The organism is Flavitalea flava (assembly GCF_054461575.1).
Window position 1 is genome coordinate 1 of record NZ_JBTLQH010000026.1, and the last position, 16296, is coordinate 16296.

The window sequence follows — 16296 nt, forward strand, 5'->3', positions numbered from 1 at the left end:
AGTGAACTGTGGTTCACTTTGGTTTTCCCAAATGGCTATTAGGGAATATAGCCATGTGAGGAAAAAAGCGCTTATAACGGGCCTTCGGCCAGTGAACCTGTGATTCACTTTGGTTTTCCCAAATGGCTACCATAGAATAAGCCATTTGCCAAATTGCCTTTTTTCGATTTTTAAATTTCACCAGTGTTTTTGGGTATATTTAGCTTTTAATCCCTATTTTAGCCGCCCAAATAAAACTGACCCAAAAAAAACTGTAAATTCATCCATATGGATTTTAAACAGATTCAGGAGTTGATCAAGATGATCAACAAGTCAAATATCGGAGAAGTAAGTATCGAGGAGAAAGGCTTTAAATTGACTATTAAACAAAAAGAAGAACCCGTTCAACAAGTTATTGCCGCGCCTATGCAGCAATCTCCTGTTTCGAACCTGATAGCAGCTTCTTATTCTGCTGCCCAGCAGCCGTCCTCCGGTGCGCCTGAAAAACCTGCAAAGGTTGTTGAAGCGCCTGCCGATAATACGGTAACCATAAAGAGCCCGATGATCGGTACTTTCTATCGCAGTTCCTCTCCTGACAAGCCGTCTTTTGTCAACGTCGGGGACGAGATCGATCTGGGTAAGGTAGTTTGTATTATCGAAGCCATGAAACTTTTCAATGAAATTGAAAGTGAGGTAAGAGGCAGGATCGTAAAAGTGCTGGTAGAAGATGCTTCACCGGTAGAATATGACCAACCCTTATTTTTAGTTGAGCCCGTATAAATTAGTTGGTCATGGTTCATGGCCCGTGGTTCATGGTTTAAACGCCGTGAGTTGTGGGTTATGAACCATGAGTTTTTTTATTTGAGAACTCAAAAGGAAATCATGTTTAGAAAGATATTAATTGCCAACAGGGGAGAAATTGCCCTTCGGGTCATTCGTACCTGTCGGGAGATGGGGATTAAGACCGTTGCGGTTTACTCCACTGCCGACAAGGATAGTTTGCATGTTAAGTTCGCTGATGAAGCGGTATGTATCGGAAAACCTGCCAGTTTTGATTCTTATCTGAATATTCCCCATATTATGGCCGCTGCAGAGATCACCAATGCAGACGGTATTCATCCCGGTTATGGATTTCTGGCGGAAAATGCCCGGTTTGCAGAGATTTGCGGAGAACATGGTATCAAATTTATCGGACCTACTCCAGCCATGATCAATTCCATGGGGGATAAGATCACGGCTAAGGAAACCATGATCAAAGCCGGTGTTCCTGTCGTGCCCGGGGGAAAAGGATTATTGGAAAGCCTGGACGAGGCCAGGGGACTGGCAAAGGAAATGGGATATCCCATTATTCTGAAAGCCACGGCCGGTGGCGGTGGAAAAGGCATGCGGGTGGTTTGGGAAGATGCAGAAATGGAAAAGGCTTATTCTACGGCCAAGGCTGAAGCGGCGGCATCCTTTAAGAACGATGGCATTTACATGGAGAAATTCGTGGAAGAGCCCAGACATATCGAGATTCAGGTAGCTGGCGATCAATACGGAAAAGTCTGCCATCTCAGCGAAAGGGATTGTTCGATCCAACGGCGCCACCAGAAACTGGTGGAAGAATCCCCGTCGCCTTTTATGACGGAAGAATTGCGGCAACGTATGGGAGACGCTGCTATCAAGGCTGCTTCTGCCATTAATTACGAAAGCGTAGGAACGGTTGAGTTCCTCGTCGACAAACACCGTAATTTTTATTTCATGGAGATGAATACCCGCATCCAGGTGGAGCATTGCGTTACAGAAGAAGTGGTAAATTTCGATCTGATCAAAGAACAGATTAAAATAGCGGCAGGAGAAACGATCAGCGGTCTTAATTACGAACCACAGGGACATGCGATCGAATGCCGTATCAATGCCGAAGACCCCTATAATGATTTCAGACCTTCCCCGGGAAGGATCACCGTTCTGCATCAGCCCGGAGGCCATGGGATCCGTGTAGACTCCCACGCATATGCAGGATATACCATTCCTCCTTATTATGATTCCATGATCGCCAAGATCATTGCCGTCGCCCGTACCCGCGAAGAAGCCATAAATACCATGCACCGGGCTTTAAGCGAGTATGTCATCGAAGGAATCAAGACTACCATCCCCTTTCATTTACAATTAATGAAAGATGAACGTTTCCGCAGCGGAGATTTTAATACCAAGTTCCTCGAAGGATTTAAAATGATCTGAGAATAATTTTATCCGGCGAGCTTTCTTATCCGGTAAATTTTCCTATCTGGAAAACTGTATTTCCATGCCGGCTAAAAGGGCCTCGGCGCCGTAATAGCCGGCCAGCTTGCGAATCACGGACTCTACCAGGGCATCCGGGCAGGAAGCCCCGCTGCTGATCAGGACCCGGACAGGATCGGTGTTGGAAGGGGGGGAAATCCACCCGGTCGTCAGTTTTTCCTTATGGTGATGAAAGTCGTAGTGAAGGATTTCCTGTTTGGACAGGATCTTTTCTTCGGAGCTTATAAAAAAAGTAGGTAATTTCTCTTCGCATAACTCTACCAAATGGCTGGTGTTGGAGGAATTATATCCACCTACAATAATGGCCAGATCCGCTGGGGTATCCAGTAATCCGATAACGGCAGATTGGTTATCGAGGGTAGCATAACACAAAGTATCCCGGGTATCGGCAAAACGTTCCTCTACGGTAGATTCGGTAAGACAAAATTTATCGATCATCGTCTGTTTAAGAAAATCGGCGATAGCCTGAGTATCACTGGCCAGCATGGTCGTCTGGTTGACCACGCCTATTCGCTCAAGGTCTTTCTGCACATCAAAACCTTCGCTGTATTGCCCTTTGAAACGATCATAGAAACTTCCCGGTGCTTTTTCTCCCGTTATAAAAAGAGCCAGTTCGAGGGCCTCCTGCATGTCTTTTACAATTACCGTAGGTGTATCCGCCGCAGCATGGGAGAATGTCGCCCTGGTTTCTTCATGCCCGGGTTTCCCATGTACGATTACGGTATACTCTTTTTTACCGATCTGAAAGGAGCGGTTCCATACCTTTTCCACGAAAGGGCAGGTGGTATTGTATTTTTCCGTTGCGATACCAATCGAACGAAGTTTTTTTTCAATTTCAAGGGTGGTCCCGAAGGCGGGAATAATGACGATATCGTCCTGATCCAGGTCTTCGAAGGGGATCAGCTGCCGGCCATTCGTATCCTGCAGAAAGGTTATTCCCCTGGATTGCAGATCAGCATTCACCTGGGGATTATGGATCATTTCGCTTAACAAAAAGATCCTTTTGCCAGGATTCTCGTCGACTGTCCGGAAGGATATCTCAATTGCATTTTCCACTCCATAACAGAATCCGAAATGACGGGCCAGGTAAATATGTAAACCACCCAACTCCAGTAATGTAGGGGTAAAATCCTTCTTCATTTTGTCCTGCTGTTTGCGCCGGCTTTTTATGGCGGTGATGAGCGGACTGCGATAGATAATGGGAACATTGAAGGTCTTCATGTTATGATCGGAACTAAAAGGTAAAGGGGGCAGAACTTCCTGTTTGCCCGGGTACAAAGGTACGTACTAGCCAGCAAAATAGCTATCCAGCTATCTAGCTAGATAGCTGAGTAGCTATAGGTGCCTGCAGGCAATTATCCAAGTAAAAAGAATAAATATTATCTTCCCTGCTGAAGCAAAGTTTAAAAAGAATGATGAGTGCTCCTTTTGTCCGTGCCGGCTGGATCGCCGCAACCAATATTTATGAGGTCAATCTGCGCCAATATACCCGGGAAGGGACATTTTCGGCTTTTGCCCGGGAATTGCCACGTTTGAGAGACATGGGCATTGAAGTGCTCTGGTTTATGCCGATAACCCCGATAAGCCAGGACAGGCGGAAAGGAACCCTGGGAAGTTATTATGCCTGCTCCGATTACACTTCGGTCAACCCCGAATACGGAGCCCTTGACGATTTCAAACAATTGGTAAGGACCGCTCATCAAATGGGATTTAAGGTCATTATCGATTGGGTCGCCAATCACACGGGTTGGGATCATCGCTGGACCAGGGAAAACCCGGATTTTTACCGGAAAAATAGTGAAGGTAATTTTTATGAGGCCCATGGTTGGGAAGACGTGATCGATCTTAATTATGATAATTCCGGTCTTCGCAAAACCATGATCGAAGCGATGGCTTTCTGGATCAAAGAGTGTGATATCGATGGCTTTCGATGCGATATGGCCATGCTGGTTCCCCTTGAATTCTGGAGGGAAAGCAGGACGGAGCTTGACAAATTAAAAGAATTGTTCTGGCTTGCGGAATGCGAAGAAATTGCCTATCACGAAGTATTCGATGTCACCTATACCTGGAAATTCCTGCATAAGATGGAGGCAGTCTGGAGAAAAGAATCCGGGCTGGATGGATTGGATGAAGTACTTCAGTATTATTCTGCCATGTTCCCTCCCGATGCTATCAGAGCTTTTTTTACCTCCAACCATGATGAGAATTCCCATAGCGGCAGTGAGTACGAACGGATGGGAGATGCAGCAAAAGCCTTTGCTGTCCTATGCTGCACCTGGAACGGTCTTCCTTTGATCTATAGCGGACAGGAACTCCCGAATGTAAAACGGCTATTATTCTTCGATAAGGATCAGATCGATTGGACGGCTCATTGCCTGTTGCACGGGTTTTATAAGGCATTACTGGAATTAAGAAAACGCAACCCGGCCTTAAGGGCAGGATCCCCGGCGGCGATCACGGTTCGTCTGCATATCAACTCAGCAACCCCTGATGATAAGCGTTGTTTTGCCTTTTTACGCAGCTCGGGTGGCGACGAGGTTCTTGTGCTGCTTAACTTTTCGGGAGATCCGATAGCTGTGCGTGCTGATGATCTTAAATCAGAGGATGGGGTATTGCCTTATGTGGAGAGAATAAATGGCCGGTTCCAGGATATATTTACCGGGCAGACCTTCGATTCCGATTTGGCCTTGCCGTTGGAATTGCCCGCCTGGGGATTTGCCGTCCTGGAGAAAAAATAGTTGCTGAATTTAAAAGGCCGCCCCGGTTTAATGGGGCGGCCTTTTGCCTGTTTGTTGAGCTATTTTAATTGCTGAGCTATTTCATTTGCCGGGGCATTATTTTAGTTACCGCTGGAAAGCCGGAGAGGATAGGTATAAACTCCTTCGTATCCCGAGAAGATCCCTTCCAGTTTTATGGTACCGGTAGCTTTTTCCAATACTTTCTGAAATTCTTCTATCGATTTTACTTCCTGCCCGTTTGCTTTCAGGATGATGAAACCTTCCTGTACCCTTGATTTATCCATCAGGCCATTTTCGGTTACCGATTTTACGATAACCCCGCCTTTGACATCCAGGCTGGTGGCATCCTTTTTTGTAAGGGTCACCAACTGGGCTCCCAGTTTGTCCATCACAGAAGTCTTTACCACAGAGGTCGTGCCGGAATTATTACGCAGTACCAAGGGTACCGTAAAATCTTTGCCTTCCCTTTTATAGGTCACATTGATCTTTTCACCAGGGCTGTAGGTAGCGATCAGGCCAACCATTTCCGCTCCGGTAAGAACGGTTGCATTATTCAGTTTGGTGATCAGATCGCCTTTTTTGATGCCTGCATTAAACGCTGCTCCATCCGGAGTAACATCCATTACATAAACACCATCTCCTTCTTTGATTCCTTGTTCTTTTTTCTGATCCTCACTCATATTATCCCTGGGATATTGAATACCCAGGAAGGCTCTTTGAGGAGTTCCGAATTTCATGATATCGCTAACAATCTTTTTTACGATATTCACCGGAATGGTAAAAGAATATCCTGCATAGGAACCGGTAGGAGAGGCGATCGCGGAGTTGATACCGATCAGTTGTCCTTCCGGATTGATAAGGGGGCCTCCGCTATTACCGGGGTTTACGGCAGCATCCGTTTGAATAAAAGATTCTACCGGAGTCTGGCTTTGACGGCGGTTTATATCCAGGGTCCTGCCTTTTGCACTGACGATACCCGCCGTAACGGTGGTTTCAAGGGTAAGGGGATAACCTACGGCTAACACCCATTGGCCGATCTTCACATCATCCGAATTACCATAAAGCAGGAAGGGTAGTCCTTGTGCATCGATCTTTACTACAGCCAGATCACTGCTGGGATCTGCGCCGACTACCTTTGCTTTAAAAGATTTACGGTTACTCAGGGTGACGGTTACTTCATCAGCTCCGTCCACCACGTGATTGTTGGTCACGATATAACCATCATTACTGATAATGACACCCGATCCGGAAGCCATTTCCGGCATGGACCGCATTCCATTCCCGTTACCGAAAAAATCATCCGGATCAATCCCGAAAAGGTCGGAAAAAGGATTTCGTTTGGGTAAATTATTACTAACCGTACGAACGGTCTTGGTTTTAATATGCACGGTGGCCGGAATTGCCGCACTGGCAGCATTGGTGAAATCTACTGGACCCGATCCTGTCTTGTTGTTGCCCTCAAAAAATTTGGCATAATTGGAAGGTACCTTGCCTGAATCCTGTGAATAATTATCCTGTGAATAGACATAGGTTTTACCGGATGTAAGGTGATTATACCCCCACATGGTAGCAACTGCAGTCGAAGCACTGATCAGGATAACCGCTACTATTTGCTTTGCTTTCATAATCTTGTTTGTTAATCTTGTTTGGGTTTACTTTTTTACTTGCACCGTTGGGTTTTGCGAACCAAGGTTCTGCCAGGCAATGTTTCAAATAATATGCCTATCGATAACAAATTAACGCCAACCTTGCAGAACTGTTCTTACCAATGGGCCAGTTTAACAAATAATTTACTAAGCCCTTCGTAGATGGTCGGTTCCCAAAAAAGGACCTTAGCTGTTTATTCTTTGGGAATCAATACAATATAGCCATTTTGCCAATAGCGGCAAAATCAAGTGAGCCAAGAATTATCAATTACCGTACACATTTAATAAACTGTCAATTGTTCATAAGTTCCGCAAAAATTGCAGGGTATCTGCCCCGTCTGCATATTCTGTCAGGCCAGGCTGCTGTGCTTTTCCAAATGGCACCTGCCGTTGTCCTACGATGCACTGGATCTTAGGATTGCCCTCAAGAGCGGGCAGAGGATCTGTTCCCGGCTTATAAAATTCGTAGTGCAGTACACTGATGGGACTGAAGGGAGATTCACTTTCCAATAACAAAATGGAGTCATTGGTCATATAAAACTTTTTATTCAGGATCATGATGGTCAGCTGATGGTCGTAATTATGCGTGTATTTGCTGTAATCCTTTAGATAATCGTACTTCCGGAATGCTGCCAGCAGAGGAACGAAATCATAATTTTCGGGAACATAAAGCTTGGTGACATTACGGCAACCCAATCCAAAATAAAGATTTACGTCATCCGAGAGGCTTTCCAGTTCACCCTTGCTTTCCCTGCCGTTCAAAACGGCGACAGAGGTCCTGTTACGACGGATCAGGTGAGGGTATTTGCTGAAATAATAATCAAAATATACCGAGGAGCTATCACTGCCAGTAGCAATATATGCATCACAGCCTTTTAGCCTTTCGGCAAAGGATACGTATTGTTGTACTTCCGGTTCAGCGCTGCTTAACCGCTCTGTAAGGTGCCGTATCAGGACTTCATCCCGTGTCGACGGTTTGATGGTCTGCCGGTGTCCGGATATAAAAATGCTGAGGAAGTCATGGAACCCGACCAATGGAATATTGCCTGCCATGACCAGACCGACATTCAAGGGAGGACGGTTAACTTTCTCCAATTCATATTGTTTGGCCCATTCTTTCAGTTTGTCCTTTTGCAGGTACTCCCGCGCTATCTGTACTACAGCATTTTCAATGAATTCAGGGGTAAACCACTTGTTTTTATGGCTGGCCTCCAGTTTGGCTTCCCTCCAACCTGCCTCTTCGGACAGGCAATAATTGCCAAGTTCAGCTAATAAATCAATCCGTTGTTCTAACTTCATTAAATCCATTTTATATTTGCTGTACAAAATTATCTTATTAATCCCCTAATTTTAAAGATATGGCTATTAAAATAACGGAAGAATGTATCAACTGCGGAGCCTGTGAACCGGAATGCCCCAATAACGCTATTTATGAAGGTGGCGTCGAGTGGTCAATTTCAGACGGGACCAGCGTAAAAGGTTCCTATACCCTCGTGGATGGAACTATTGTGGATGCCAGTCAACGCAATGCGCCTGTTAGCGTGGATACCTATTATATAACTCCCAATAAATGCACCGAATGCCAGGGTTTTCATGAAGAACCCCAATGTGCGGCTGTTTGCCCGGTGGATTGTTGCGTTCCCGACGAACTTTATAAGGAAACTGTTGACGAATTGATGGCTAAAAAGGAACGTTTGCATCTGTAAAAGGCTCCTGGAAGGTCATCCATTTTGCAGGAGGAAATCTTTATATTAAAAAAATTGTGGATAAATACCCCCGCAATAATTTGCAGATTTCCAAAAAAGCGCATACTTTACATATGATGATTTGTGATTATGTGGAAGTGATGTAAAGATGTGGAAGTAATTAAGAAGTTTACCAATGTAGCCTAGAGCTACATGAAAATAGGCGGGTGATATTTCCCGTCATAAAAGGGTGAAGGAGATTATGCCTTCACCTTTCTTGTGCCATGTGCTTTCCCTCGAAAATGTGCCCCACATGGCACAAGAAATCTGAGCCTTGCTCGTATGGGCTACACCCGTAGCTTTCGTCCCGTTCCCACGAACGGAACTCAGTTACGCTTCGCTCCACTGGAGCGAACCTCGGTTATGTAGCGACAGAGGCGGCAACGCCCCCTCAGTACTCCCCTTTGAATAAGATTCCCCCTTGAATAAGATATTTATTCTATAAGACTTTTTTACTTTTTTGAAAGCCTTTATTTTTTGTCTTTTCTTTCTTCCTGCTTCTTCTTTTTTTTGGTTCTCTATATTTTTATTATCAATACCCTTACTCATAGGAGCCTTCTTCATGGTTACCACCATAAGGAGGTAAACCTGTTAAAGCTTTTTAACGGCGCCCAAAGACAGAAATAATTCCGCGATCTTTTCGTTTATTTGCTGAAAATTGTCTTTATTCATGAAGCCTACTATTGCATTTGTTACAGGCGGGTACTCCGGTGAATCTGTTATTTCCTATAAAAGCGCCATTACCATTGAAAATAACCTGGACCTGACCAGGTACACGGTATATAAGATCGATATTACCAGGGAAGGATGGTTCTATGAAGGAAAGAACGGGGAAAAGGTAAAAGTGGACAGAAATGATTTTTCCCTGACACTGGAAGGTCGCAGGATCTCTTTTGATGCCGTTCTGATCGGTATCCATGGCACTCCCGGTGAAGACGGGAAATTGCAGGGTTATTTTGACCTGATGAATTTACCTTATACCAGTTGCGATGCAGCTACTTCAGCCTTAACGTTCAATAAAAGATTCACGGTGGCAGTGGCTGCCTTTAATGGGATCAATGTGGCACGTTCCGTCCTTTTTATCAAGGGAAGATTCGAGAACCCCGATGAAATGACCGCACACCTGAAATTCCCGGTTTTCGTCAAGCCCAATAACGGAGGATCCAGTATAGGTATGTCTAAAGTGAATGCACCCTCGGATCAGCTGGGCGCTGCTATCGAAAAAGCTTTTAAGGAAGATGACCAGGTATTGGTAGAAGAGTTTATTACCGGCCGGGAATTCACGATCGGGGTATTCCGGTCAAAAGGAGAGATAATTACTCTTCCATTTACCGAGGTAAAGAGCAAAAAAGAGTTTTTTGATTTTGAAGCTAAATACACGCCCGGTCTTAATGTGGAAACGACTCCAGCGGTCGTGGAGGAATCCATTGCAGCCAAGGTAAGGGCTACGGCCAAAAAGATATATCAGGTCTTTAATTGCCGGGGAGTGGTGCGGATAGATTTTATTTATAATGAAGAGAAAGGGGAGCCTTTTATGCTGGAGATCAATACCGTTCCCGGACAAAGTGCGGCAAGCCTTGTTCCCCAGCAATTACAGGCTGCCGGCTGGACCTTAAAAGAATTCTATTCTGCCCTTATCGAAGACGCACTGGCCACCCGGGCAGAAGGGAGCCGGGATCATTAAATTCCTTATTTTACATAGCCTTGATAACAGGCTTTACCTAAATAAAATGACAGCGTGTTCAAATTTATAACTTCTAAGCCCCTTTGGGTCAATGTACTAGCTGGCGCAGGTTTGTTGCTGCTGCTTTTATTGCTGTTTTTAGGCTCCCTGGCCCTGCTGACCCAACACGGCAAAACGATGAAAATACCCGTCGTTACAGGCATTCCTTATGCTCAGGCGAAAAAGACCCTGGAGACGCAGGGTTTCGAGGTGCAGATCCAGGATTCGGTTTATTCCGATACCATGGCTCCATTACAGGTAGTCAAACAATTTCCGGAGGCGGATAACCTGGTGAAAGTAAATCGTACGGTTTATCTTACCATCAACCGTGCACAGGCCCCATTTATTCAGATGCCCAACCTGGTATCTATGAGTTTCCGGAATGCGGATATGATCCTTCGTCAATATGGCTTAAGATTGGAGGATACCCTTTTCAAGCCGGATTTTGCCAAAAATTCAGTCCTGGATCAGCTTTATAAAGGAGAAACGATCAAGCCGGGTACACAGATCCAGCAGGGAAGTCCCATCACCCTCGTGCTTGGTAATGGAATCGGCGGTCAGGGTTTTATGGTACCGGATCTGTTCGGATTGAGTTACCGTGAGGCAAAAGCCAGGATCGATTCACTAAATCTTGCCTTTGGTTCGGTAGTTCCCGATCCGGATGTAAGAGATACGGCAGATGGGTTTATCCGCAAGCAAAGCCCGCCACAGTTCAACGAAGATGGAAGGGCGAATCGAATACACCCTGGTCAAACCCTCGATATCTGGCTTGGTGTACAGAGACCTGAACGTAAAGTCGATTCCGCAAGAAGCCAACCGGCAGGAAACGGGTATTAATGGTATTCCCTTAGATTTTTATAAATTACCGATCTTTGTAAAACAAACACTACATATGCAAGTGATCTCTGTTGAAGAATTAAAGTCCAGAATAGATGCAGGAGAACCCCTGAATCTGCTTGATGTCCGTGAACCGGGGGAACATGCAGAATTTAATATCGGTGGCATATTGCTGCCATTAGGCAAGGTTCAGACCATGCAGACAGATGACATCGAAGACTGGAAAGACAAAGAGGTTATCTGTTATTGCCGCAGTGGCAATCGCAGCGGGCAGGCTTGTCTGATCCTGGAGACGGCCGGCTTTACCAACGTAACCAACGTTTCCGGGGGCATGCTTGCCTGGCAGGACCGGATCGGGAATTAAGATAAAGATCTTCATTTTAGATATTTTCCATACCAGGCCAGATATCGCTCATAACGATCTTTCTGGTAACTGGGGACAGTTATTCCGTGAAACTGTCCTGGATAAATGATCAGTTGGGTTGATATGCCCAAGGTGCGTAAAGCCTGGTACATTTGTTCGCTTCCCGCAGAAGGCACATTAAAATCTTTTTCCCCGGCCATAAAAAGGGTCGGAGTCCTGATCCTGTCGGCCTTCAGCAAGGGGTATGAAATTTTCAGGTATTTGTCGATACTTTTCCAGGGTGCTCCGATCTCATTGTTATATTGGGAAATATATTGATCCACCCCATAGAGGGATAAAGTAAAACCTGTGCCGGCCCCACTGCAGGCTGCCTTGAAACGGGTATCGGAAGCTATCAGGTAATCAGTCAGGATCCCTCCGTAACTCCATCCTCCGACCCCTAATTTTTCCGGATCGGCTATCCCATTTTTAACCAGGTAATCGACCGCGCCATGAAGATCGATAACCTCTTTGTTGCCCCAATCGGCAGAAATTATTTTGCAAAAATCGAGTCCCCGTCCATTGCTACCCCGGTAATTCACCGCTGCAACTGCGTATCCGCCGGAGGCCAGCATTTGGCGGCTAAGATCGAAGCCGAATTCGTCCTGTCCGACCGGTCCTCCATGTATAAAAAGGATCAGCGGAAGTTTTCGGGTTTTGTCTACACCGGCAGGGCGGTAGAGAATGCCGGACACCTCAACGCCATCCTCACTTTTCGAATTAAACCCTTCTACGGCGGCAAGGGATAGGGAGTCCACAAAACTATCCATCTGTTTAGTGAGACGCCGGGAGCCCCCTTTTTCCAGCGCATAGATCTCCGCAGGTAACCGGGGATCGCTCATGGTAACCAGCCAATTTCCTCCCGGACCTGCTTCAATAGAACTAAAGACCCGCTGTCCGGAAGCTATTTTTGTCATTTGTCCGCTGCCTGCCGAAAACCGGGCTACATATTTCTGTCGGTCATCGCTGACCAGGGCATAGATGTCCTTTCCATCTTCCGTCCACCGGGGATTTTCTACCGGACGGTCAAGGGTCAGGGAAAGTGGTTTTGTTTCGCCGCCTCCGCTGGGAACAATACACAACACAGGCTGGTCATACATAAGATAATCCGCTTCTGAAGTGGAGCGTGTATAGGCAATCCATTTGCCATCCGGACTCCATCTGGGAGAATTATCGGTGCCTTTCCAGGTGGTTAGCTGACGTAAGGCCGATCCCGGTTTGGCCTCTATGACATACAGATCCGTGTTCTCATTTTTATCGGGATCTTCTGTCCGGTTGCTCACAAAAACAATCCGGCTCCCGTCCGGGCTCCAGACTGGCCCCGCTTCATTGTAATTTCCCCTGGTCAGGGTATCTGTCTTTTTAGAAACCGCATCAAAAAGATACAAATGAGTATATAATTTTTTATAACGGTACCCTTCAATATCTTCTTTGTATTGATAACGGTCTATTACAAAGGGTTTGGTAGTTTTGGCCTTGGAAGTATCCTCCGGCTCCTGATCGGAAAGGGTAAGCAGTAATTTTTTCCCGTCCGGACTCCAGGCATAATCCGATACTCCTCCTTTTATTTCGGTAAGCCGTTTGCCTTCGCCGCCTCTGCGGTCCATCAGCCAGACCTGATTTCCTTTGATCGTCGCTGTTGGCTCGGTTGCCTGACGGGAGGAAAGAAACGACAGGTATTTCCCATCCGGGCTCCAGCGGGGTTTGGACTCACCTTCGGGACTATTGGTGATCTGCAGGTTCTGACTGCCATCCCAGCTGATCATCCAGATATCCGAATTCCGGCGGTCCCTGGTTGTGTCTACCGTTGAAATGGTATAGGCCACCCATTTACCATCGGGCGAAACCTGGGCATCCCCGAGAATGGGAAGGCGGTAGATATCGGAAGGACGCATGGATCGTTTGGACGGGGGTTGTTGCGCGGTCAATCGTAACCCGGATAATAATCCGCAGCAAGCCAGAAAAAAAACCAACAGGGCAAACTTTTTCATAAACAGGGGATTGGTTGTAAAAGCTTATCCAACCAATTTACAAAAACTTCCCTGAGAATGTCAGAATTTTATATTGACAGCGAACATAAAATTGGTCCCTGCCATGGGGAAATAAAAATTCTCTGTAATCAGGCTGCCCCCGTAAAAATAACCATAAGTATACCCGTTAGGTTCGTATTTTTTGTTGAATACATTGTTCAGTTGGAAAATCAGATCTATCCCCTTCAGTGAAGGAAATTTCAGGGTATAAAGCAGGCGTAGATCCTGGACATAATACTCGTTTAATTTCCGGGTTTCCTTTTGTGAATTATCCAGGTATTCCTTGCTTACATATTTGGCGGGAAGGTTTATCTCAAAATGAGGAAGAGGAAAAAACTGCAATACCGCGCTGCCGACGATGTCCGGAGAAAAGGCGATGTCCGGATGGGCATAAGAGAATTTTTGTTGTCCCCCATTATCATAATCATCGACGAACTCTGTGTAGTTCCTTATTTTGTTCCGGCTCAGGGCCAGGTTTCCGGAAATGCCCACCCAATCCGCGATCCGGGTATTACCCTGCAGTTCGATACCGAAACGGTAGCTATCCGGGATATTAGTCCTCGTATAAGCGCCCACATCATTGATCTTACCCGTCAGGACCAATTGATCTTTATAAACCATATAGTAGGCGGTGACTCCCCATGAAGAGCGATTGTTTTTCTTCTCATACCCTAATTCAAAATCATTCAGGGTTTCCGGTTTGGGCTGCTGATCGGGGTTGGCCTCAAAGTCGCCCCTGTTGGGTTCATGGCTTGCCCGGGAGTAGGAAAGGTAGGCCTGGGAACCATGATTGGTGTAGGTTATACCCGCCTTGGGGTTTATAAAATCATAGTTCTTTTTGATCATAAGGGATGGATTGTCCTGGAATCCCTGCAGGTCGTAATTCACCCTTCTGTATTGAAGATCCGCGAACGTAGAGAGGTGATCCGTCAGTTGTTGCTGCCATTTCCCATAGATATTAAAGTCCGTTTTATGTGCCGGCAGGTTATAGTATTGATAATCTTTCGGGATATTTCCACCCTGGGCCCAGATGATATTGCCATAGTGTTTCCCGTCATACCTGTCCCAACCGCCGCCGGCGGTCAATTGTGTCTGGCGATCCTTATATTGAACGGAAAAAATTCCTCCGTAAAAATAATTATCCAGCCATTGCTGACGGATAAGATCGGTGCTCATCAGGGTATCGTTGCCGGTGATCGGACCGGTCAGCCCGTAACCTGAGTAATTCGCCTGTGGTTTGTATTCTTCGTAATATCCCCGGCCCCTGGTTAAAAAACCGGCGGCGTTAAAAGATAGCTTTTCATTGAACTGATGATTGAAGAATAATTGGTAATGATCCTGCTGGTAATTATCCGTTTGGTTTTTATAGGTAAAATAATTGTACGTCCGTTTGTTGGCATTATATAAATTCAGGGAATCCCCCTGTGTGTAATATAAGGTTCCCAGATTGTCCTGGTAATGTTTGTCCAGGGCCGCTTTATCTCCGAAGAGTTTGGCCTTGGGAATGCCATTCCAGGCCTGGTAGGTTTTTTCCGTTCCGGACATGACATTCAATCGTAAGGAGGAATGTTCGTTCAACCAGGCCGTGGACAGATAAAAGGATTTAAGATCGCTGTTTGCGCGGTCGATATAACCATTGCTGCTGACCCTCGACAAACGGGCATCGATGGTAAAGTGACCGTCAATCAGACCGGACCCTACTTTTATAGTATTCTTCCAGGTATTAAAAGAGCCGATCGTGTTATTGGATTCCCCGTAAGGCTTCTCATTGAATTCATTCGTGGAAAAATTGATGGTGGCACCGAATGACCCGGCCCCATTGGAGGATGTGCCTACTCCCCGCTGGATCTGGATACTGTTCACGGAGGAGGCAAAATCGGGAAGATCCACAAAATAGATGCTCTGCGATTCTGCATCGTTATAAGGAATACCATTAAGGGTCATATTGATACGGGTGGCATCTGTACCCCGTATATGGATACCTGTATACCCTATCCCGTTACCAGCATCCGAATTGATGACCACCGAAGGGGTTTGATTGAGCAAAAAAGGAAGGTCCTGTCCCAGGTTGAGTTGTTCGATCTGTTTTTTGGTAAGATCGGTCTTGGTAAAGGGCGCCTTTTCACCTGCCCGCAGGGCCTTGATTTCGACTGGCTGCATAAATAACGGTATACGTGTCATGGGGATGGGCACCGGGTTGGCGGATGTAGCGCCGCTGAAGATGAGTACGCGGGAAAAAAGGGCGTACCCGATATTGGAGACCCGGATGGAATAGGAACCTGGTTTGATATGTCTGAATTCAAATAGTCCATTCCCATCCGCCTGAACGGTACCGATGGAACCGCCTTCAACGGTTGCACCTGCGAGAGCTACCCCGCTTAGGGAATCCGTAACCATCCCTCCCTGATTAATAAATCCGGATCCGGTCTGTGCTATAACGATCTGAAAGTCAGCAATACAGAACGCGGCACCAAAAAAGAGTACTAATAGATTTTTTTTCATCCCTGTGTTTTTGAAGAAACCCCTGATAAAATACGTTTAACCGGATAATTATTTAATTGGGGGAATGCTGAAAAGGGAGAAATAAATTGTTTTAATCACCTTCCCTGCGCAGGCATTACCCTGATCAGGTTCTACGGGTATCATCTCAGCCCATCCGCTAATCAGCGAAAAAGCACCCCGAGGAATCTGAGAAAAGCTCCTGACAGTAAATGATTTACCATCCGAAGCGGATGCAAAGATAAGAATATTGCAGCTAGGGTGTAACATTCCCTTTACCCCGATCGTCCAACCAAGGGCCATAATTGGGTCGTCTTTAAAGACCAGGCAACAAGAAAAGGAGTCCGGCTATTCATCCCAGGCAACATTTCTAAACAGGGGGTGTCTTTAAAAAGATTGTCTTTAAACAGAATTTC

13 protein-coding genes and 1 riboswitch are annotated in these 16296 nt (G+C 46.0%); of the genes, 7 read left to right on the plus strand and 6 right to left on the minus strand.

The annotated features are described in order from the left end of the window. The first annotated feature begins 267 nt into the window (after window positions 1-267). On the plus strand, window positions 268-759 hold the full coding sequence (gene accB / locus ACX0G9_RS20555; RefSeq protein WP_459066830.1) for an acetyl-CoA carboxylase biotin carboxyl carrier protein: 492 nt from the start codon (window positions 268-270) through the stop codon (window positions 757-759). 102 nt (window positions 760-861) lie between these two features. Continuing rightward, complete coding sequence (gene accC, locus ACX0G9_RS20560) at window positions 862-2199, plus strand: acetyl-CoA carboxylase biotin carboxylase subunit (RefSeq protein ID WP_459066831.1); 1338 nt, start codon at window positions 862-864, stop codon at window positions 2197-2199. Window positions 2200-2241: 42 nt separating this feature from the next. Here accC and ACX0G9_RS20565 read toward each other — a convergent pair whose 3' ends face one another. Beyond that, window positions 2242-3480: a 4-hydroxy-3-methylbut-2-enyl diphosphate reductase gene (locus ACX0G9_RS20565; RefSeq protein ID WP_459066832.1), complete on the minus strand. Its 1239-nt coding sequence runs from the start codon at window positions 3478-3480 to the stop codon at window positions 2242-2244. A 191-nt stretch (window positions 3481-3671) separates the two neighbouring features. Between ACX0G9_RS20565 and ACX0G9_RS20570 the strand changes: the two genes are divergently transcribed. Then, on the plus strand, window positions 3672-4997 hold the full coding sequence (locus tag ACX0G9_RS20570; RefSeq protein ID WP_459066833.1) for an alpha-amylase family glycosyl hydrolase: 1326 nt from the start codon (window positions 3672-3674) through the stop codon (window positions 4995-4997). 101 nt (window positions 4998-5098) lie between these two features. Here ACX0G9_RS20570 and ACX0G9_RS20575 read toward each other — a convergent pair whose 3' ends face one another. Together ACX0G9_RS20575 and ACX0G9_RS20580 are read right to left on the minus strand one after the other, a co-directional pair. Beyond that, a complete protein-coding gene (locus tag ACX0G9_RS20575; protein ID WP_459066834.1) occupies window positions 5099-6622 on the minus strand; it encodes a trypsin-like peptidase domain-containing protein in 1524 nt (507 codons plus the stop codon). Window positions 6623-6943: 321 nt separating this feature from the next. Then, window positions 6944-7942 carry an acyl-CoA reductase gene (locus ACX0G9_RS20580; RefSeq protein WP_459066835.1) on the minus strand — a complete coding sequence of 333 codons (999 nt, stop codon included), beginning with the start codon at window positions 7940-7942 and terminating at the stop codon, window positions 6944-6946. A gap of 59 nt (window positions 7943-8001) precedes the next feature. On the opposite strand from ACX0G9_RS20580, the gene ACX0G9_RS20585 reads away from it, so the two are divergent. Next, the gene (locus ACX0G9_RS20585) at window positions 8002-8349 is read left to right on the plus strand and encodes a 4Fe-4S dicluster domain-containing protein (RefSeq protein WP_459066836.1); all 348 of its coding nucleotides are present in this window, start codon (window positions 8002-8004) and stop codon (window positions 8347-8349) included. 369 nt (window positions 8350-8718) lie between these two features. Here the strand turns inward: ACX0G9_RS20585 and ACX0G9_RS20590 are convergent, their stop codons facing one another. Further along, window positions 8719-8952 (minus strand): hypothetical protein, encoded by a 234-nt coding sequence (locus ACX0G9_RS20590; RefSeq protein ID WP_459066837.1) that lies wholly within the window; start codon window positions 8950-8952, stop codon window positions 8719-8721. Window positions 8953-9058: 106 nt separating this feature from the next. Here ACX0G9_RS20590 and ACX0G9_RS20595 point away from each other — a divergent pair, with 106 nt between their 5' ends. From ACX0G9_RS20595 to ACX0G9_RS20605, 3 genes are read left to right on the plus strand one after another with little or no spacing between them, the layout of a single operon-like run. Beyond that, entirely contained in the window at window positions 9059-10072 is a 1014-nt protein-coding gene (locus tag ACX0G9_RS20595) for a D-alanine--D-alanine ligase (protein ID WP_459066838.1), read from the plus strand. Window positions 10073-10126: 54 nt separating this feature from the next. Beyond that, entirely contained in the window at window positions 10127-10948 is an 822-nt protein-coding gene (locus ACX0G9_RS20600; RefSeq protein ID WP_459066839.1) for a PASTA domain-containing protein, read from the plus strand. Between the two features lie 55 nt (window positions 10949-11003). Continuing rightward, window positions 11004-11312 (plus strand): rhodanese-like domain-containing protein, encoded by a 309-nt coding sequence (locus tag ACX0G9_RS20605; RefSeq protein WP_459066840.1) that lies wholly within the window; start codon window positions 11004-11006, stop codon window positions 11310-11312. A gap of 11 nt (window positions 11313-11323) precedes the next feature. On the opposite strand, the gene ACX0G9_RS20610 is transcribed toward ACX0G9_RS20605, so the two are convergent. Together ACX0G9_RS20610 and ACX0G9_RS20615 are read right to left on the minus strand one after the other, a co-directional pair. Further along, complete coding sequence (locus ACX0G9_RS20610) at window positions 11324-13342, minus strand: S9 family peptidase (protein WP_459066841.1); 2019 nt, start codon at window positions 13340-13342, stop codon at window positions 11324-11326. Between the two features lie 60 nt (window positions 13343-13402). Further along, window positions 13403-15883, minus strand: a complete 2481-nt coding sequence (locus ACX0G9_RS20615) for a TonB-dependent receptor (RefSeq protein WP_459066842.1) — start codon at window positions 15881-15883, stop codon at window positions 13403-13405. Between the two features lie 84 nt (window positions 15884-15967). Continuing rightward, window positions 15968-16073: riboswitch (TPP riboswitch) on the minus strand. Window positions 16074-16296 lie beyond the last annotated feature (223 nt).